The sequence below is a fragment of the Hydrogenophaga sp. ANAO-22 genome, assembly GCF_042466645.1.
Lineage (GTDB): Bacteria > Pseudomonadota > Gammaproteobacteria > Burkholderiales > Burkholderiaceae_C > Hydrogenophaga.
The window spans coordinates 597,647-615,442 of record NZ_CP159956.1 but is presented as its reverse complement, the minus strand read 5'-3'; the positions used below and the strand labels follow the sequence as shown (position 1 = coordinate 615,442).

The window sequence follows — 17,796 nt, the reverse complement described above, 5'->3', positions numbered from 1 at the left end:
TGGCGATCAGAGCGCGACGGCCTTTTCGATCACGACGTCATCCTTGGGCACGTCGTCGTGGAAGCCCTTGCGGCCGGTGGGCGTGCCCTCGATCTTCTTCACGATCTCGCTGCCCGAGACCACCTTGCCGAAGACGGCGTAGCCCCAGCCCTGCGCGCTGGGCGCGGTGTGGTTCAGGAAGCCATTGTTCGACACGTTGATGAAGAACTGCGCGGTGGCCGAGTGCGGGTCGCTGGTGCGCGCCATGGCCACGGTGTAGGTGTCGTTCTTCAGGCCATTGTTGGCCTCGTTGGAAATGGGGGCGTCGGTGGGCTTCTGGGTCATGCCGGGTTCGAAGCCGCCGCCTTGCACCATGAAGCCGGGGATGACGCGGTGGAACACGGTGTTGTTGTAGTGGCCCTTGTTCACATAGGCCAGGAAGTTGCTGGTGGACAGAGGTGCTTTTTCAGCGTCGAGTTCCAGCGTGACGACGCCGTATCCGGCAATGTGCAGTTCGACTTGGGGGTTGGCCATGGTCATTTCTCCAGGGTGGCTTTGAGGATGGTGATGGGGGTTTTGGGCACGTTCTGGTGCATGCCCTGGTCGCCGACGGGCACGGCGCGGATCTTGTCCACGACATCCAGCCCCGCCACGACCTTGCCGAAGACGGTGTAACCGTAGCCGTCGGGGCTGGGGGCGTTCAGGTTCGGGTTGTTCACGGTGTTGATGAAGAACTGTGATGTGGCCGAATTGGGGTTGGAGGTGCGTGCCATCGCGATGGCACCGCGGTCGTTCTTCAGGCCGTTGGTGGCTTCCAGCGGAATCGGCGCCTTGGTGGGCTTTTGCTGCAGGTCGGGCGTGAAGCCGCCGCCCTGGATCATGAAGTTGCTCATCACGCGGTGGAACACCGTGCCGTCGTAGTGCTGGTCGCGCACATACTGCAGGAAGTTCTCCACCGTCTTGGGGGCCTTGTCGGGGTACAGCTCGACCACGATGTCGCCCTGGGACGTGGCCAGTTTCACGCGCGGCGCGGCGGTGGCCTGGGCCTGGGCGGCCAGAGGCAGCAGGGCGGCGCCGGCCGCCAGGGCCGTGAGCCAGAGGGCCGCGCGTCGGCGCAGGGGCAAAGAGGACAGTGTCATCAGATCGTTCCTTCAAAAAAGATGGTCCAGCGGTCTTGCTCGCGCACCCAGTACTGGCGCTTGGTCACTCCCCGGCTCTGGCCTGCGGCCACTTCACCGAAGGTGACGACCATGGTGTCGTCCTGGTCGCGCCAGCGCAGCACCGACAGGTCTTTCATCTGCAGCTCGCGCGAGCCATTGGCCCGCAGCTCGCTTTCGACGCGGGGCCACCATTGGGCCAGATCGCGGCCCTGGTTCATGAACCGGTCGGAATAAAACGTTTTGAGTTCGGCGAGGTGGCCCGCACTGCGGGTCTGCCGCCAGGCTTCCAGCACGGCTTCGAACTGCGTCCGCTCGCTGGCCAGGGTTTCGGGCTGCACCCATTGCAGCGAGGGCGCGATCACCACCGGCGTGGTGCGGATCTGCACCGTGCCCAGCAGGCGCTGCAGGTCGGGGTTGGACAGCACCACGCAGCCGTCGGACGCTTGCGGCGCGCGCACGAACTGCTCGGTGGGCGTGCCGTGCAGCCAGATGCCGCTGCCGGTCTTGCCGCGCTGCACATCGAGCGCATTGGGGTAGTTGATCGGCAAGGCACCCACGCCATACAGGTCGGGCAGGTCCGCCGGGTTGAGGGTGCTGGTGATGTAGTAGACGCCCAGGGGGGTGCGCTTGTCGCCCTCCGCGGTCTTCTCGATGCCCGAGAGGCCGACCGAGATGTAGAAATCGCCCAGCAGCTTCAGGCGCGGCGCGCGATCGGCTTCGCTGGCGCTGCCACGGGCTGGGTTCAGGTTTTCGAACAGGTAGAGGCGGGAGCGCGAGGCGTCGATCGCGATCGCGTGGCGGCTCTGGGGGGCGAGGGTGAGGAACTGCGTTGGCACGGCCCCTTCGGGCGGGCGCTCGGTCAGCGCCAGCAGCCGGCGGCGCGACTCCTCGCGCAGGGCGGTGAGCTGTGTCGACGCGGCCAAGGCCTGCGTGTCGGGCACGTCGCCGAGCCGGCGCACCGGGCGGGTCTGCTGGCTGAGAAGGTCGCCGTGCACAAGGTGGGCCAGCTGGAAATTGGGGTGGTCGCGCACCAGGCTCTCGGCCTGTTTCAGGGCCTCCCGGTGTTGCGCGTTCCCGATGAGCTGGTAGATCTCGATCAGACGGGCCTCGGCCCGGCCCATCATGGGCTTGACGTGCTGGAGCTGTTCACCTGTGAGGCTCACGGGCGTCAGACCCGAGGGGGCGGACTGGCTGTTCCCTGGACCGCATCCTGCACGCGGGTGAGGGCGCTGTTGATCAGTGAGACGGCAGGGGCCTCGCTGACCGGCTCGGCGACGGTGTTGGCGTCGGCCGCCTGGCGCTTGTGCAGCGACAGAGCGAGCAGGGCGGCCACCGCCACGGCCGTGGCGACCACGAGCGTGCGATGTCTCGGTGTCACGCGTTGAGCGTTGTTTGGCCCCGGCCCCAGCAGCTCGGTCGTGAGGCTGGCATGGCCCCGTTGCGCGAACCGCCGACTGACCATCAAGAGCCCGTGGATTCCCGAACGATCAGCCAGCGGTTGCCGCTTTTGACCAGATCCAGCGTCTTGCGGCTGGTGACGTTCAGGTTGTCGGAGGTGTAGTCCTGGCGAAAGCGCGCCGAAGCGCGGTCGCCGTTGACCGTGACGTTGAGGTCGTTGATGCCGACGCCGATGCGCGAGCGGGGTTCGATGCGCGAGCGGCGCTCGGCCTCCCAGGCGGCGCGCGACTGGCCGCCCGGCGGCGTGAACGCCGGGCCGTAGGCACCCAGGTAGGCGGACACGTTCTTCGAGGACCAAGCCTTGGCCCAGGCGGCCACAGCCGCTTCCACGTCAACCTGGGCATCGGCGGCGGCCGGGGCGGGCGCTGCCGGAGCGGCGGGCGCCGCAGGGGCCGGTGCAGCCGCGACGGGAGGCTTCGCGGCGGGAGGTGTGGCCACCGGAGCCGATGGAGCCGGTGCGGCCGTCGGGGGCGCGGCGGCGACGGAGGTGGCCGGGCGGGCACCGCGCGGATCGGCCGCGAACAGGTTGCGGATCAGGCTCAGCTTGGGTGCGACAGCGGGGTTGTTCGAATCGAGTTGCAGCGCCTTGCTGTAGGCCTGGCTGGCCAGCTTGGCGTAGACGTCGCCCAGGTTTTCGTGGGCGGTGGCGTAGCTCGGGTTGGTGCGGATCGCCATTTCGAGCGCGGCGCGGGCCTTGTCGAACTGGCTCTGGCCGGCGTACAGCACAGCCAGGTTGTTGTAGGGCTCGGGCAGCTCCGGGTAGTCTTCCGTGAGCTTGGCGAAGGTGGCAATTGCATCCGTCGACTTGCCGCTCTCGGTCTGGATCACACCCTTGAGGAAACGCATCTGCGGATCGCGTGGCTTGCCCACCAGGTATTGGTCCACCTTGACCAGGGCTTCGTTGAGCTGGCCGGCACGCACCAGCCGGTTGACCTCGGCATAGTCGTCGCCTTGCGCCCAGGCCAGCGAGGTGCCGAGGCTGGCGGCGGTCAGGGCCACGAGGGCCAGTTGGCGCAGTCGCATGGAAAAACCGTTTCTGGTGATGATGGGGGAGGATGGGCCGCTGCAGTGGGGGTGTGATGGAACGTGGCGAGACATGGCACCTCGAAAACAAACCTGGGCTCCCTCTCATGAAGGGGCCAGTGACACGTTGATCGAATGCCCGGCGGCGTGCTGTGGAGTGTCACCGGGCTGGATATACTGACACCGATGGATTGTATCTGAGGGGTCCCGTTCCGACGGTTGCGCCAGACCGCATGGAACGCCGACGGGCCCGCTCTTCGGATGGTGCCACGCACGGCCTGTGGAAGCCCCGTTTTTCACCCTCCGGCTGCCATCCGGAATTCCGTTCCCGTTCCCGTTCCATGACCCTGAAAATCTACAACACCTTGTCGCGCCGACTGGAGGACTTCCAGCCCATTGAGCCTGGGCACGTGCGCATGTACGTCTGCGGCATGACGATCTACGACCTGTGCCACATCGGCCATGCCCGCATGATGATGGCCTTCGATGTGGTGCAACGCTGGCTCAAGGTCAGCGGCCTGCGCGTCACCTACGTGCGCAACATCACCGACATCGACGACAAGATCATCAAGCGCGCGCTCGAGCGCGGCATCACGCTGCGCGCGTTGACCGACGAGATGACCGCCGCCATGCACCAGGACATCGGCGCACTGGGCATTGAACCCCCCAGCCTCGAACCCCGGGCCACCGAGTACGTGCCTCAGATGCTGTCGTTGATCGAGACCCTGCGCGGCAAGGGCCTGGCGTACCAGGCCGACAACGGTGATGTGAACTACGCGGTGCGCAAGTTCCCTGGCTACGGCAAGCTCTCCGGCAAATCGCTCGACGACCTGCGCGCGGGCGAGCGCGTGGCGGTGGACAGCGACAAGAACGACCCGCTGGACTTCGTGCTCTGGAAATCGGCCAAGCCCGACGAGCCGGCGGAAGCCAAGTGGAACAGCGCCTACGGCGCGGGCCGGCCGGGCTGGCACATCGAGTGCTCGGCCATGAGCTGCAGCACCCTGGGCGAGACCTTCGACATCCACGGCGGTGGTGCCGACCTGCAGTTCCCGCACCACGAAAACGAGATCGCGCAGAGCGAAGGCGCCACCGGCAAACCGCTGGCGCGCTTCTGGGTGCACAACGGCTTCGTGCGGGTCGACAACGAGAAGATGTCCAAGAGCCTGGGCAACTTCTTCACCATCCGCGAGGTGCTGGCGAAGTACGACCCCGAGACCGTGCGCTTCTTCATCCTGCGGGCGCACTACCGCAGCGCGTTGAACTACAGCGATGCCCACCTGGACGACGCCCGGGGTGCACTCAAGCGCCTGTACACCGCGCTGTCGCACGTGCCACCGGCGGCTTCGACGCAGATCGACTGGTCCCAAGCGCACGCTCAGCGCTTCCGCGCGGCCATGGACGAAGACTTCGGCACGCCCGAGGCCGTTGCCGTGTTGTTCGAACTGGCGGGTGAAGTCAACCGGAGCAAGGACGCGGCATTGGCCGGGCTGCTGCGCGCCCTGGGCGGCGCGCTGGGCCTGCTGCAGGCCGACCCGGCCACCTACCTGCAGGGCGGTGGGGCCGAAGGCGGGCTGGACGAGGCGGCCATTCTGGACCTCATCGCCCAACGCAGCGCGGCCAAGCAGGCCAAGGATTTCGCTGGGGCCGATCGCATCCGGCAGCAGCTGCTGGACCAGGGCATCGTGCTCAAGGACAGCCCCACGGGCACCACCTGGGAGCGCAACTGATGGCCACCACCGTCCTGCCCGAGCTCAACACGGAGGCGCCCGGCTATTGGGTGGATGCCTGTCGCCATCTCATGAAGCGCGACCGGGTGATGAAGAAGCTGATCCCCCAGCATGGGGGTGCCTGCCTGCAGTCGCGCGGGGATGCCTTCGTCACGCTGGCGCGCAGCATCGTCGGCCAGCAGATCTCGGTGAAGGCGGCCCAGTCGGTCTGGGACCGTTTCGAGCAATTGCCCCGGAAGATGGTGCCCGCCCAGGTGCTCAAGCTGAAGGTGGACGACATGCGCGCGGCCGGCCTGTCGGCCCGCAAGGTCGAGTACCTGGTGGACCTGGCCCTGCACTTCGCCAACGACCAGGTCCACGTCAGCCAATGGGCCGACATGGACGACGAGGCCATCATTGCCGAGCTGGTGGCCATTCGTGGCATTGGCCGATGGACGGCCGAGATGTTCCTGATCTTCCACCTGATGCGGCCCAACGTACTACCCCTGGACGACCTTGGTTTGCAGAATGGCATCAGCCTGGCGTATTTTTCGGGTGAACCGGTCAGCCGCAGCGAGATCCGGGAGGTGGCGAACTCCTGGGCACCGTTCTGCAGCGTGGCAACTTGGTATATTTGGCGGTCGCTCGATCCGCTGCCGGTCAGTTACTGAGCGCACCGGTTTCGCCGGGACGTCGTGGCAAACAAGACCAAAGGAGCACACCTTGGCCAAAAAGAATTTTCTCGATTTCGAGCAACCGATTGCCGAGCTCGAAACCAAGATCGAAGAACTGCGTTATGTGCAGACCGAATCCGCGGTGGACATCTCCGAAGAGATTGAACAGCTGGCTGGCAAGAGCCTGCAGCTCACCAAGGACATCTACAGCAGCCTCACGCCGTGGCAGATCACCAAGATCGCCCGCCACGCCGACCGCCCCTATACGCTGGACTACGTGCGCGAGATCTTCACGCACTTCCAGGAGTTGCATGGCGATCGGCACTTCTCGGACGACCTGAGCATCGTGGGTGGTCTGGCGCGCTTCAACGGCCAGCCCTGCATGGTGCTGGGCCACCAGAAGGGGCGTGACACGAAAGAGCGCGGCCTGCGCAACTTCGGCATGACCAAGCCCGAAGGCTATCGCAAGGCCCTGCGCCTCATGAAGCTGGCCGAGAAGTTCAAGCTGCCGGTCTTCACCTTCGTGGACACGCCCGGCGCCTACCCCGGCATCGATGCCGAAGAGCGCGGCCAGTCCGAAGCGATCGGCCGCAACATCTTCGAGATGGCGCAGCTGGAGGTGCCCATCATCTCCACCATCATTGGTGAAGGCGGTTCGGGCGGCGCGCTGGCCATTTCGGTGGCCGACCAGGTGCTCATGCTGCAGTACTCGGTGTACTCGGTCATCAGCCCCGAAGGTTGCGCCTCCATCCTCTGGAAGACCAGCGACCGCGCCAGCGATGCCGCCGATGCCCTGGGCATCACCGCGCACCGCCTCAAGGCGCTGGGCCTGGTGGACAAGATCGTCAACGAGCCCGTGGGTGGCGCGCACCGCGACCACAAGCAGATGGCCGCCTTCCTCAAGCGCGCCCTGGGCGACGCCTGGCGCCAGGTGACGGACCTCAAGGCCAAGGAGTTGCTCGATCGGCGCTACGCGCGCCTCAACAGCTACGGCCGCTTCACCGACACCAAGGCCGAGAGCAAGGACAAGCGCTGAGGTGAATGCCTCGCCAACCCCGGCCAACCCCTGCGATCGGGCGTTGGCCGCGTGGTGCGAGCGCTGGGGCTTCCTGCAGCCAGCCGGGCCCATGGCGGTGGCCTTCAGTGCCGGTGCCGATTCCACGGCCTTGTTGCTTGCGGCGCATCGGCGTTGGGCGGGCCAGGTGATCGCCTTGCATGTGAATCACGGCTTGCAGGCGGCGGCCGACTCCTTTCAGAACCACGCCCAGGCGTTCTGCGCTCTGCACGGCATCGTGTTGCGCGCCGAGCGTGTGCAGGCGGTGCATGCGCCGGGCGACAGCCCGGAAGACGCCGCCCGCCAAGCCCGTTACACCGCCCTGGCGCGCATGGCCGAAGAGGCCGGTGCAGCCTTTGTGCTGCTGGGCCAGCACGCGGACGATCAGGCCGAAACCGTCCTGCTCGCGCTCAGCCGGGGTGCGGGCCTGCCGGGGCTGGCCGCCATGGCCGAGCGCTTCGAGCGCCATGGTCAGATGTTTGGCCGGCCCTTGCTCGACGTGCCGTCCACCGCCTTGCGCGCCTGGCTGGCGTCCGCTGGTCACGCCTTTGTGGACGATCCCAGCAACGCCGACCAGCGCTTCACGCGCAACCGCATCCGTGCGCTGCTGATGCCCGCGTGGGAGGCCTGTTTTCCCGGCTTTCGGCCCATGCTCGCGCGCAGCGCGGCCCACGCCGCCCAGGGGCAGCGGCTGCTCGACGACCTGGCCCGCATCGATCTCGCGCAGGTGGGCACGCCTCCCGCGATCGCGAGGCTGCAGTCGCTGTCGCGCGATCGCCAAGCCAACGTGCTTCGCCACTGGTTGCGCGCCGAAGCGAACGTGGCGGCCAGCGCGGCCCAACTGGACGAGCTGCTCGATCAGATCGCGGCCTGCACCACGCGCGGCCACCGCATCCGCCTCAAGGTGGCCAGCGGCTTGGTCACTCGCGAGGGTGGGGATCTGCGTTTCGTGGCGCCGATATAATTCCCGGTTGCCCTGAACGGCCCTTTGGGGCCTGGCATGCCGCGTGGAACACCGGTTGCGCGGCCGCAATCAACCCAATCCAATCCCTCCCGATGGCCTTGATAGTTCACAAGTACGGCGGCACCTCCATGGGGTCGACCGAGCGCATCCGCAATGTGGCCCGACGCGTCGCCAAATGGCACCGTGCCGGCCACCAGCTCGTCGTGGTGCCCAGCGCCATGAGCGGTGAAACCAACCGCCTGCTCGGCTTGGCCAAGGAGCTGGCCCCGGGCAAGACCGACAGCGCCTACAACCGCGAACTCGACATGCTCGCCGCCACCGGCGAGCAGGCCTCGTCGGCCCTGCTGGCGATCGCGCTGCAGGCCGAGGGCATAGGCTCGGTGAGCTACGCCGGCTGGCAGGTGCCGATCAAGACCAACAGCTCCTTCACCAAGGCGCGCATCGAATCGATCGACGACGCGCGCATCCGCGCCGACCTGGCCGCCAGCAAGGTGGTCATCGTCACCGGTTTCCAGGGCGTGGACCCCGACGGCCACATCACCACGCTGGGCCGTGGCGGCAGCGACACCTCTGCCGTGGCCGTGGCCGCGGCGCTCAAGGCGGCCGAGTGCCTGATCTACACCGACGTGGACGGCGTGTACACGACCGACCCGCGCGTGGTGCCCGAAGCACGCCGTCTTCAGCGCGTGAGCTTCGAGGAAATGCTGGAGATGGCCAGCATGGGCAGCAAGGTGCTGCAGATCCGTTCGGTGGAATTCGCCGGCAAGTACAAGGTGCCCCTGCGCGTGCTCTCCAGCTTCACGCCCTGGGACATCGACCTGAATGAAGAAGCCGCCTCCGGCACCCTGATCACTTTTGAGGAAGACGAAGACATGGAACAAGCCGTCGTTTCCGGCATTGCCTTCAACCGCGACGAAGCCAAGATTTCGGTGCTCGGCGTGCCCGACACCCCCGGCATCGCCTACCAGATCCTGGGTGCGGTGGCCGATGCCAACATCGAGGTCGATGTGATCATCCAGAACCTGAGCAAGGACGGCAAGACCGATTTCAGCTTCACGGTGCACCGCAACGAATTCCAGAAGACGCTGGACCTGCTCAAGACCAAGGTCGTGCCCGCGCTGGGTGCGGCCGAGGTGGTGGGCGATGCACGCATTTGCAAGGTGAGCATCGTCGGCATCGGCATGCGCAGCCACGTCGGCGTGGCCAGCCGCATGTTCAAGTGCCTGAGCGTGGAGGGCATCAACATCCAGATGATCTCCACCTCCGAGATCAAGACCTCGGTGGTCATCGACGAGAAATACATGGAGCTGGCCGTGCGTTCGCTGCACCGCGAGTTCGATCTCGACCAGACCGCCGACACCATCACCGGTTGAACCCTCCACCAGAGGGAAATGCCTCCCGAGTTGAGGCATAATACGCAGCTTCCGGAGCGATGACCGAGTGGCCGAAGGTGCTCCCCTGCTAAGGGAGTATGGGGTGTAGAGCCTCATCGAGGGTTCGAATCCCTCTCGCTCCGCCAGTTATGCCAGGCGCCCCAGACGCGGGCTTCTGAACACCAAGCCCCACCGCCCATGGCCGTGGGGCTTTTTCACGTCCCGCCGCGTGGCGGCCGTGGCCGTTTTGATCGTCAAGGAGCCGCGATGAACGCTTCCCTCGCGCCCGCCCAGCAGATGCAGCTGGCGGTGCACTACCACTCGCAAGGCCTGCTGGACGCGGCCCGTTCACTGTACGAAGGCGTGCTCAAGCAGTTCCCGACCGAATTCGCGGTGCTGTACCACCTGGGCCTGCTGGAGTCGCAGGCCGGCCATCCTGAACGCGCAGCGGGCTATTTCGGCCGTGCGGTGCAGTCCTCGCCGCAGAATGCCGATGCGCTGAACAACCTGGCGTTCACGCTGCAGCAGCTGGGCCGCGACACCGAGGCGCTGGCCACGTATGAGCAGGCACGGGCGCTGCTGCCCGACGACGCGGACATCGCGATCAACCTCGGCCTGCTGCACAAGAAGCTGCAGCAGTTGCCCGAGGCCTTGGCCTGCCTCGAACGGGGCTTGCAGGCCCATCCGGCGCACACCGCGCTGCTGTGCAACCAGGGCAATGTGTTGCAGCGCCTGGGGCGCCAGCCGGAGGCGCTGAGCAGCTACGAGCGGGCGCTGGCGGTCGAGCCCGACAACCCCGTGGTGCTGTGCAACCTCAGCAACGCGCTCAACGAACTGGCCCGGTACGACGAGGCCCTGGCCCGCGCCGAGCGCGCCACCGAGGCGCACCCGAAACACGCCCAGGCCTGGGTGGAGCGCGGCAATGCGCTCAAGCAACTGGGCCGCATCCCCGAGGCCGTGGCCAGTTGCGAGAAGGCCATCGCGCTGGATCCGGCCATGGTCCAGGCGCACACCAACCTGGCGGCCACGGTGCTCAGCGACAGCGTGGACACGCCCCGCGTCATCGCCGCCGGCCGCAGGAGCCTCGAGGTGTTCCTGCAGAGCGTGTACCGCGCGCCGGCCTTGCGGCACGCGGGTCTGGCGCTCAGTGCTTTCCGGCTCAAGCACGATGTGCAGCAGGCGCAGTGGCTGCAGGCGCACGGCCACGCCGTGCCTGGCCTGGCGCCGTTTCTCAAGACCGGCAGCGCGCTGCTGCAACAGGCGAAAGATTGGCCGCCCGGCGGCACGCTGCGAGCCTCGGCCAAGGAGCTGTCGAGCCTGCAGGAGTTTCTGGCCACGCCCTGGCTGCATGCCATGCCCGATGCCATGCCCGACGTGCTCAACCCGGAGAACGACTGGCTCGCGCTGGAAGAGGCCTACCTTGCGGGCACGCCCGAAATCCTGACCATCGACCACTTCCTGTCCGAGCCGGCGCTCAAGGCCTTTCAGGACTTTGCCCACGCCTCGCGCGTGTGGCACGGCGAGTACGCCAACAGCTACCTGGGGGCCTTCGCCAACCGGGGCTTCAACAGCCCGCTGCACCTGCAGCTCGCGCGCGAGCTCAAGCAGCGCATGCCGCGTGTGTTCAAGGACTACCTGCTGACCCAGCTCTGGGGTTTCAAGTACGAGCCGGCCGTGACGCGTGGCATCAACGTGCACGCCGACTTCGCCAAGGTCAACCTGAACTTCTGGATCGCACCGAGCGAACACAACCTCGATCCCGAGAGCGGTGGCCTCAAGGTCTACGACGTGCCGGCGCCGGCCGACTGGACCTTCGAGCAGTACAACGCAGACAGTGCCCGCATCTACGAGTTCCTGGCGCAACACACGGCGGGTTGCGTGACGGTGCCGCACCGCTGCAACCGCGCGGTGCTGTTCAACTCGGCGCTGTTCCACGAGACCGACACCATCCGCTTCGTGGACCGCTACGAAGCCCGGCGGGTCAACATGACCTACCTGTTCGGCCAGCAGTTGCGATAGCAAGCAAGGCCTGACCGACAATCGAGGCATGACGTCCTCCGCCCATTCTCCCGCGGCCCTGAGCCGCGCCGCCTTCGCCACCCTGTTGCTCATCGCGTTCATGATGGGCGCCAACCACGTCGCCGCGCGGCTCGCGTTCGACCACGGCGTGAGCGTGGCCACGGCCGTGGCCTTCCGCAGCAGCGTGACGGCGCTGGTGGTCGCGGCCATCCTGCTGGTCTACCGCGTGCCCATGCGCCTTCAGGCGCGGCATCGCAAGGCATTGCCCGCGATCGGTCTGCTGGTGGGTGTGCAAAGCCTGTGCCTGTACGCCGCCGTGGCGCGCCTGCCCGTGGCGCTGGCGCTGCTCGCGTTCAACACCTACCCCTTGTGGACGGCGCTCTGGGCGCGCCTGGTCTACGGCCAGCGGCCGCAGCCGCGCGTGCTGAAGGCCATGCCGGTGATGCTCCTTGGTCTGGCGCTCGCGCTCGACGTGTTCGGGGCGGCATCGGGCCTGGGCGCTTCGGGCCATTGGGCGCAGATCGGTGTGGGCGTGGCGTTCGCGCTGGCCGCGGCCGCCACCTTCGGCATGGCGCTGGTGTTGACGCAGCACGAAACCAGTGAACTCGATGGCCGGCTGCGCACGGCCACCACCATGGCCATCGTCGCCGTGATGGCGATGATCGCGGCCACCGCGCAGGGCGGCCTGTCCCTGCCCACCGCGCCCACGGGCTGGTGGGGCCTGCTGGGCCTGACCTTTCTCTACGGCACCGCTTTCACCATCATGTTCACCGTGCTGCCCAAGCTCGGGGTGGTGGGCAATTCGGCCATCATGAACATCGAACCCATCTTCGCGCTGGTGCTGGCCTGGGCGATCCTGGGCCAGTCCATCGCCGCCGTGCAGGTGGTGGGCGGCCTAGTGGTGGTGGCCACGGTGATGTGGCTGGGCCTGCGCAAGGCCTAGGCCTTATTCCCCGTCGTCGAGCGACGCGCTCCAGCGCTCGTTCCATTCCCCTCGCGGCGGCGCGTCGCGCAGGTCCTCGATCTGGCGCCGGTCGCGTTTGGTGGGGCGGCCCATCGGCAGGCTGTGGGCCGGCTCGGGCGCTAGGCGCCGCTGCTCGGCGGCCTGGCTGCGCTGCAGGAGCGAGGCCGCGGTTTCTTCGTAGAGCAGGGCGGCCACCGGCGCGGGGCCGCGAACGCCGCTCAGGCCCTTCACGACCACGGTGCGCGTGTCCGGCCCGATGCGCAGCTCCAGGGTGTCGCCCGGTTTCACGTCGCGCGAGGGTTTGACCGGCAGGCCGTTGAGCCGCACATGGCCTTTGTCGATGGCTTCGCTGCTCAGGCTTCGGGTCTTGTAGAAGCGCGCGGCCCAGAGCCATTTGTCCAGGCGGACCTTGCCGGTGGCGTCGTCGGTGTCGGGTTTCATGAGTGGCTGGCAGGTGTGGCCAGGGGCAGGCGCACGATCGCTTCCAGCCCGATGACCTGGCCCTGGTGGGTGCGGTTGTTGAGTTCGATGCGGCCGTCCAGGGACAGCACGATTTCCCGGCAGATCGCCAGGCCCAGGCCGGAGCCCGACACGCCGGGCGCATGCTGCTGGTCGGTGACGAAGGGCTGGAACAGGCGTTCGCGCAGCGCGGGCGAGATGCCCGGTCCCTCGTCGCGCACGGTGAGCGCCGCGGTTTGCAGGTCCACCACCAGCACCACCGACAGGCTGGAGCCCACGGGTGTGTTCTTGATCGCGTTGTGCAGCAGGTTGCGGCTGAGTTCGCGCAAGGCCCATTCGTGTGCCTGCACCGGCGCGGCCTGGGTGTCGATCGAGAAGTCGATCGAACGCTCCGCAATCAGCGCCGAGAGGTCCAGCGCCACCGCGCGCACCACCTGGGACCAGTCGATCACCGGCGGCTTGCCATCCTGGCGCAACTGCTCCACCTTGGCCAGCGCCAGCATCTGGTTGGCCAGCTCCGTGGCGCGCTCGACCGTGTGGCCGATCTCCTCCAGCGCCTGCTGGGGCGGGACGTCGCCGCGCCGCGCCGACTGCACCTGGGTTTTGAGCACCGCCAGTGGCGTGCGCAACTGGTGCGAGGTGTCGCGAACGAAGCGCTTCTGGTGTTCCAGCAGGTGCGAGAGCCGTTGCATGTGCTGGTTGGTGGCGTCCAGCAGCGGCAGCAGCTCGCGCGGCGCGCCTTCGGTGGACAGCGGCGAGAGGTCGTTCTCGCTGCGCATGCCCAGCGCCTGGCTGAGCGCGCGCACCGGGCGCGTGGCGCGCTGCACCACGAAGACCACCACGAGCGCGATCACCACCACCAGCGCGGCCTGCCGCCACAGCGTGTCGAGCAGGATCTGCCGTGCCAGCGTCTCGCGCAGCTCCAGCGTTTCCGCCACCTGGATGGTGGCCATGCCCTGCTCGTACACACCGGACACTGGTTGCAGCAGCACCGCCATGCGCACCGGCACGCCGCGGTATTCGTCGTCGTAGAAGTTGACCAGGGCGGCGTAGAGGTTCTTCTGCGGGATGTCGCGGCGCCAGTCGGGCATGTCGCGAAAGCCCGAGACCATCTCGCCCTTGAGGCCGCTCACGCGGTAGAAGATGCGGCTGCGGTTGTCGGCCTCGAAGGCTTCGAGCGCCGAGTAGAGCAGGGTGGATTCGACCCGCACCTCGTCGCCCGCGCCGGTCACCCGCAGCTGTTCGCCGAGCGACTTCGCGGTGGCCAGCAGGGTGCGGTCGTAGGCGGTGTCGGCGGCGTCGAGGGCCTGCCGGTACAGCACGACGGTGTTGATGATCACGAACGCGAACACCGGCAGCAGGATGCCCATGAGCAGCGTGCGGCGCAGCGACACCGCGCGCGGGCGTGGGGTCTCGGTGGTGGGGCTCACGCCGTGGCCTTCAGCAGATAACCCAGGCCGCGAAGCGTGACCAGTTGCGCGCCGGTGTGGGCGATCTTCTTGCGCAGGCGGTAGGCCACCACCTCGATGGCCTCCGGCTGCACCTGGCTCTCGCCCGGGAACACCAGCTCGAACAGCCGCTCCTTGGCGATGGCATGGCCCGGCTTGCCCAGCAGGGCTTGCAGCAGCGCCAGTTCGCGCGGGGCGAGCTCCATCGGCCGGCCATCGAAGTAGACCGCGCCGCTGTCCTTCTCCACGTGCATGCCGCACCAAACCGGCCCGCGCGCGGCCTGGTCGGCGTTGCTGGAGCGCCGCACCAGGGCCCGCACGCGGGCTTCGAGTTCGTCGAGGTCGAAGGGCTTGGGCATGTAGTCGTCGGCGCCCGTGTTCAGGCCGAGGATGCGGTCGCCCACCGTGCCGCGCGCGGTCAGCACGATCACCGGGGTGCTCAGGCCGGCGGCGCGCGCCTGGCTCAACACCTCCAGCCCGTCCACGCCCGGCAGGCTCAGGTCGAGCAGCACCGCGTCGGGCAGGCTGGCCTGCCACAGCGCCAGGGCACGGGCGCCGTCTTCGCAACCCAGCACCTGCATGCCGCGCCGCTCGAAGCTGCGCCGCAAGGTGGTCTGCATCGTGGCGTTGTCTTCGATCAGGAGCAGCTTCATGGCCTCCGATTATGGGCGTGGGGTGAACGCCCGCCGGTCCGCGTCCGCGCCCGGCCTAGGGTTTGTCCCGATCGGTTGGACAGCGAACTGACAGCCGCCAAAACGAGCATGGCCTCTCCCGTTCACTTCTGAAAGTCATCATGAAAAAACATGCCATCGCCTTGGCGGCACTGGGTCTGGTCAGCGGTTACGCGAGCGCGCAGTCGTCCGTGACGCTGTACGGTGTGGTGGACGTGGCGCTTGAGCGCGTCAAGGGCGCCACCTCGGTCACGCGCGTGACCTCGGGGCAGCAGCAGGGTTCGCGCTGGGGCCTGCGCGGCACGGAGGACCTGGGCGGCGGGCTCAAGGCCACCTTCCTGCTGGAGTCCGGCTTCAACGCCGACGTGGGCACGCTCGGCCAGGGTGGCCGGCTGTTCGGGCGCCAGGGCTATGTGGGTCTGGGCGGCAACTGGGGCACGGTGCGCCTGGGCCGCCAGTACACGCCGATGGACGACATCGCCAGCATCATCGGCACCAAGGTCTACGACGTGGTGAGCGTGGTGCCCATCATCGGCAACGGGGACTACAACCGTGTGGACAACGCCGTCACCTACGTGTCGCCCACCGTGGCCAGCACCGTGTTCCAGCTGCAGTACAGCCTGGGTGAGGAGCGCGCCAGCAACAACGCCAGCGCGGACTTCGGCAAACAGGTCAGCGCGCACGCGCTCTATGCGCAAGGCCCCTGGACGCTGGGCCTGTCGCTGATGCAGGTGGCCGATGCCGACGGCGTGCTGGCCGGCAAGCAGGGCAAGGACGCGCTGCTGTTCGTGGGGGCGTACGACTTCGGCCCGGTCAAGCTCACCGGCTACTACGACGTGGAAGACAAGGCCGTGGAGAAGCTCAAGCTGTTCGGCCTGGCGGCGGCCTTCAAGTTCGGCGAGACCACGGTGTCGGTGGGCGCGGCGCAGGCCAAGAACGTCAACGGCTCGGCCGCCGCGGCCAGCGACGACGCGAAGATCTACACCCTGCAGGCCACCCACAACCTGTCCAAGCGCACGGCGCTCTATGGCCACCTTACCGCCGTCTCCAACGACACGGCGGCGGCGCTCGGCTTCAACAGCCCGGTGGCCGGTTCGAGCTCCAACGGCATCCAGGTGGGCATTCGCCACCGCTTCTGAGCCCGCGCGGCGCCGGTCTGTCTCCTAGGGTTTCCCCCAATCAGAAGGACAGCGAACTGACAGCGTGCGGGCAGAAGATACGCACATCGGTTCAGCCATTCCCTAGGAGACAAGCCATGCGTCGCGACACCTTCCTCAAATCCCTTGCGGCCCTCGCCGCCGCCGGCGCGCTGCCCAACGCCGCGTGGGCCAGTGCCAACATCAAGATGATGATCCCCGCCAACCCCGGCGGTGGCTGGGACGGCACCGGCCGCGCGCTGGGCGACGCCATGCGCGATGCCGGCGTGGCCGCCTCGGTGACCTACGAGAACAAGGGCGGTGCGGCCGGTGCCATCGGCCTGGCCCAGTTCTACAACGCGAGCAAGGGCGACCCGAACGCGCTGATGGTCATGGGCGCCGTCATGCTCGGCGGCATCATCACCGGCAAGCCGCCGGTGTCCATCACGCAGCTCACGCCCATTGCGCGCCTGAGTACCGAGTACAACGTGTTCGTGCTGCCTTCCAACTCGCCGTTCAAGACCATGAAGGACGTGGTCGAGCAGCTCAAGAAGGACCCGGGCAGCATCAAGTGGGGCGGCGGTTCGCGCGGCGCCACCGAGCACATCGCCGCGGCGCAGATCGCGCAGCTGGTGGGCGTGCCCGCATCCAAGATCAACTACGTGCCGTTCCGGGGCGGTGGCGAAGCCACGGCCGCCATCCTGGGTGGCAACGTCACCGTGGGTGGCAGCGGCTACAGCGAATTCCAGCAGTACATCGAGAGCGGCAAGATGCGCGCCATCGCCATCACCTCGGCCCAGCGCGTCAAGGGCATCGATGTGCCCACGCTGAAAGAGCAGGGCATCGACGTGGAGATCGGCAACTGGCGCGGCGTCTACGGCGCGGCCGGCATCACCCAGGCCCAGCGCGACGCGCTCACCGCCATGATCGTCAAGGCCACGCAGAGCAAGTCGTGGGCGGCCGCCGTCGAGAAAAACAACTGGACGCCCGCGCTGCTGACCGGCAAGGCTTTCGACGAGTTCGTCGACAAGGACTTCTCCTCCTTGCGCGCGACCATGGTGCGTGCCGGCATGGTCTGAGCCTGCCTTCTCGGTGCGCTCCCGCCGGGAGCGCCATGCCCTCACCCTGGTGTGTTCGCGCGCCAGGGTGATTCGTTTTGATAAGGACCCGTCATGAACCCCACTCCCCAGGCCGCCGCCGCGCCCGACCACCGCCCCGGCCAACTGGCCATGGGCATCGGCGCACTGATCGTGGCCGCCGTGCTTGCCTATGGCGCGGCAGCGATTCCTTCCGACGCGGGTTACGCCGGCGTCGGCCCCGACTTTCTGCCCTGGGTGGTGAGCGCGGCGCTCGCCATCTGCGGCGTGATGCTCATCTGGGAAGTGCGCACCGGCGGCTACCGGCACATGGAAGAGCCTTCGGGCGCGGCGCGCGGCGACTGGCGCGCGCTGGCCTGGGTCTCGGCCGGCGTGCTGCTCAACGCGGCACTCATCACCACCATCGGTTTCATCCTGAGCTGTGCGCTGTGCTTCGCGCTGGCCGTGCGCGGTCTGCGCGCCAGCGAGGGCAAGCCCATCGGCGATCTGCGCCAGACCGTGAAGGACGCGGTCACCGGCATCGTCATCGCGGCGCCCGTGTACTGGCTGTTCACCAAGCTGCTGGCCGTGAACCTGCCCGGCGTCACCGCCAGCGGCTGGATCTGAATCGG

General features: G+C 67.5%; 18 protein-coding genes and 1 tRNA gene. 11 read left to right on the top strand and 8 right to left on the bottom strand.

Translation table 11 applies throughout. The annotated features are described in order from the left end of the window. Window positions 1-6 precede the first annotated feature (6 nt). The 5 genes from ABSY19_RS02770 to ABSY19_RS02750 form a co-directional block, all read right to left on the bottom strand. Window positions 7-513: a peptidylprolyl isomerase gene (locus ABSY19_RS02770; RefSeq protein WP_291112226.1), complete on the bottom strand. Its 507-nt coding sequence runs from the start codon at window positions 511-513 to the stop codon at window positions 7-9. A 2-nt stretch (window positions 514-515) separates the two neighbouring features. After that, complete coding sequence (locus ABSY19_RS02765) at window positions 516-1,118, bottom strand: peptidylprolyl isomerase (RefSeq protein WP_291112228.1); 603 nt, start codon at window positions 1,116-1,118, stop codon at window positions 516-518. Then, a complete protein-coding gene (locus tag ABSY19_RS02760; protein WP_382158849.1) occupies window positions 1,118-2,302 on the bottom strand; it encodes a murein L,D-transpeptidase family protein in 1,185 nt (394 codons plus the stop codon). The genes ABSY19_RS02765 and ABSY19_RS02760 overlap by 1 nt, the downstream gene beginning before the upstream one ends. 5 nt (window positions 2,303-2,307) lie before the next feature. After that, complete coding sequence (locus ABSY19_RS02755; RefSeq protein ID WP_382158847.1) at window positions 2,308-2,517, bottom strand: hypothetical protein; 210 nt, start codon at window positions 2,515-2,517, stop codon at window positions 2,308-2,310. 83 nt (window positions 2,518-2,600) lie between these two features. Then, window positions 2,601-3,620: a tetratricopeptide repeat protein gene (locus ABSY19_RS02750; protein ID WP_382158845.1), complete on the bottom strand. Its 1,020-nt coding sequence runs from the start codon at window positions 3,618-3,620 to the stop codon at window positions 2,601-2,603. Window positions 3,621-3,961: 341 nt separating this feature from the next. On the opposite strand from ABSY19_RS02750, the gene cysS reads away from it, so the two are divergent. The 8 genes from cysS to ABSY19_RS02710 all read left to right on the top strand — a co-directional run bounded on the left by cysS (window position 3,962) and on the right by ABSY19_RS02710 (window position 12,353). After that, entirely contained in the window at window positions 3,962-5,347 is a 1,386-nt protein-coding gene (cysS, locus tag ABSY19_RS02745; protein ID WP_382158843.1) for a cysteine--tRNA ligase, read from the top strand. Beyond that, complete coding sequence (locus ABSY19_RS02740; RefSeq protein WP_382158841.1) at window positions 5,347-5,997, top strand: DNA-3-methyladenine glycosylase family protein; 651 nt, start codon at window positions 5,347-5,349, stop codon at window positions 5,995-5,997. The genes cysS and ABSY19_RS02740 overlap by 1 nt, the downstream gene beginning before the upstream one ends. A 52-nt stretch (window positions 5,998-6,049) precedes the next feature. Then, complete coding sequence (locus ABSY19_RS02735; protein ID WP_382158839.1) at window positions 6,050-7,036, top strand: acetyl-CoA carboxylase carboxyltransferase subunit alpha; 987 nt, start codon at window positions 6,050-6,052, stop codon at window positions 7,034-7,036. Between the two features lie 91 nt (window positions 7,037-7,127). Beyond that, window positions 7,128-8,018 carry a tRNA lysidine(34) synthetase TilS gene (gene tilS, locus ABSY19_RS02730; RefSeq protein ID WP_382164014.1) on the top strand — a complete coding sequence of 297 codons (891 nt, stop codon included), beginning with the start codon at window positions 7,128-7,130 and terminating at the stop codon, window positions 8,016-8,018. Between the two features lie 92 nt (window positions 8,019-8,110). After that, window positions 8,111-9,391, top strand: a complete 1,281-nt coding sequence (locus tag ABSY19_RS02725; protein WP_382158837.1) for an aspartate kinase — start codon at window positions 8,111-8,113, stop codon at window positions 9,389-9,391. A gap of 53 nt (window positions 9,392-9,444) precedes the next feature. Further along, window positions 9,445-9,537 (top strand) — tRNA-Ser (locus ABSY19_RS02720). A gap of 121 nt (window positions 9,538-9,658) precedes the next feature. Next, the gene (locus ABSY19_RS02715; RefSeq protein ID WP_382158835.1) at window positions 9,659-11,410 is read left to right on the top strand and encodes a tetratricopeptide repeat protein; all 1,752 of its coding nucleotides are present in this window, start codon (window positions 9,659-9,661) and stop codon (window positions 11,408-11,410) included. Window positions 11,411-11,438: 28 nt separating this feature from the next. After that, window positions 11,439-12,353 (top strand): DMT family transporter, encoded by a 915-nt coding sequence (locus ABSY19_RS02710; RefSeq protein ID WP_382158833.1) that lies wholly within the window; start codon window positions 11,439-11,441, stop codon window positions 12,351-12,353. 3 nt (window positions 12,354-12,356) lie between these two features. Here the strand turns inward: ABSY19_RS02710 and ABSY19_RS02705 are convergent, their stop codons facing one another. Genes ABSY19_RS02705 through ABSY19_RS02695 form a run of 3 tightly spaced genes read right to left on the bottom strand, consistent with a single transcriptional unit; the run spans window position 12,357 to window position 14,934 of the window. Then, window positions 12,357-12,815, bottom strand: coding sequence for an RNA-binding S4 domain-containing protein (locus tag ABSY19_RS02705; protein ID WP_382158831.1), 459 nt, complete (start codon window positions 12,813-12,815; stop codon window positions 12,357-12,359). Further along, complete coding sequence (locus tag ABSY19_RS02700) at window positions 12,812-14,203, bottom strand: sensor histidine kinase (protein WP_382164013.1); 1,392 nt, start codon at window positions 14,201-14,203, stop codon at window positions 12,812-12,814. The genes ABSY19_RS02705 and ABSY19_RS02700 overlap by 4 nt, the downstream gene beginning before the upstream one ends. A gap of 56 nt (window positions 14,204-14,259) precedes the next feature. Next, complete coding sequence (locus ABSY19_RS02695) at window positions 14,260-14,934, bottom strand: response regulator transcription factor (protein WP_382158829.1); 675 nt, start codon at window positions 14,932-14,934, stop codon at window positions 14,260-14,262. A gap of 140 nt (window positions 14,935-15,074) precedes the next feature. Here ABSY19_RS02695 and ABSY19_RS02690 point away from each other — a divergent pair, with 140 nt between their 5' ends. The 3 genes from ABSY19_RS02690 to ABSY19_RS02680 all read left to right on the top strand — a co-directional run bounded on the left by ABSY19_RS02690 (window position 15,075) and on the right by ABSY19_RS02680 (window position 17,791). After that, the gene (locus ABSY19_RS02690; RefSeq protein WP_382158827.1) at window positions 15,075-16,091 is read left to right on the top strand and encodes a porin; all 1,017 of its coding nucleotides are present in this window, start codon (window positions 15,075-15,077) and stop codon (window positions 16,089-16,091) included. Between the two features lie 116 nt (window positions 16,092-16,207). Further along, window positions 16,208-17,167, top strand: a complete 960-nt coding sequence (locus ABSY19_RS02685; RefSeq protein WP_382158825.1) for a tripartite tricarboxylate transporter substrate binding protein — start codon at window positions 16,208-16,210, stop codon at window positions 17,165-17,167. A gap of 93 nt (window positions 17,168-17,260) precedes the next feature. Beyond that, window positions 17,261-17,791, top strand: coding sequence for a tripartite tricarboxylate transporter TctB family protein (locus tag ABSY19_RS02680; RefSeq protein WP_291112259.1), 531 nt, complete (start codon window positions 17,261-17,263; stop codon window positions 17,789-17,791). The last annotated feature ends 5 nt before the right edge of the window (window positions 17,792-17,796 follow it).

Bases quoted from the DNA above. Each gene is read 5' to 3' on its own strand.
- ABSY19_RS02705 (WP_382158831.1), bottom strand. From the start codon at position 12,815: ATGAAACCCGACACCGACGACGCCACCGGCAAGGTCCGCCTGGACAAA.
- ABSY19_RS02695 (WP_382158829.1), bottom strand. From the start codon at position 14,934: ATGAAGCTGCTCCTGATCGAAGACAACGCCACGATGCAGACCACCTTG.
- ABSY19_RS02750 (WP_382158845.1), bottom strand. From the start codon at position 3,620: ATGCGACTGCGCCAACTGGCCCTCGTGGCCCTGACCGCCGCCAGCCTC.
- ABSY19_RS02700 (WP_382164013.1), bottom strand. From the start codon at position 14,203: ATGGGCATCCTGCTGCCGGTGTTCGCGTTCGTGATCATCAACACCGTC.
- ABSY19_RS02710 (WP_382158833.1), top strand. From the start codon at position 11,439: ATGACGTCCTCCGCCCATTCTCCCGCGGCCCTGAGCCGCGCCGCCTTC.
- tilS (WP_382164014.1), top strand. From the start codon at position 7,128: ATGGCGGTGGCCTTCAGTGCCGGTGCCGATTCCACGGCCTTGTTGCTT.
- ABSY19_RS02680 (WP_291112259.1), top strand. From the start codon at position 17,261: ATGAACCCCACTCCCCAGGCCGCCGCCGCGCCCGACCACCGCCCCGGC.
- cysS (WP_382158843.1), top strand. From the start codon at position 3,962: ATGACCCTGAAAATCTACAACACCTTGTCGCGCCGACTGGAGGACTTC.
- ABSY19_RS02685 (WP_382158825.1), top strand. From the start codon at position 16,208: ATGCGTCGCGACACCTTCCTCAAATCCCTTGCGGCCCTCGCCGCCGCC.
- ABSY19_RS02765 (WP_291112228.1), bottom strand. From the start codon at position 1,118: ATGACACTGTCCTCTTTGCCCCTGCGCCGACGCGCGGCCCTCTGGCTC.
- ABSY19_RS02690 (WP_382158827.1), top strand. From the start codon at position 15,075: ATGAAAAAACATGCCATCGCCTTGGCGGCACTGGGTCTGGTCAGCGGT.
- ABSY19_RS02725 (WP_382158837.1), top strand. From the start codon at position 8,111: ATGGCCTTGATAGTTCACAAGTACGGCGGCACCTCCATGGGGTCGACC.
- ABSY19_RS02740 (WP_382158841.1), top strand. From the start codon at position 5,347: ATGGCCACCACCGTCCTGCCCGAGCTCAACACGGAGGCGCCCGGCTAT.
- ABSY19_RS02770 (WP_291112226.1), bottom strand. From the start codon at position 513: ATGGCCAACCCCCAAGTCGAACTGCACATTGCCGGATACGGCGTCGTC.
- ABSY19_RS02715 (WP_382158835.1), top strand. From the start codon at position 9,659: ATGAACGCTTCCCTCGCGCCCGCCCAGCAGATGCAGCTGGCGGTGCAC.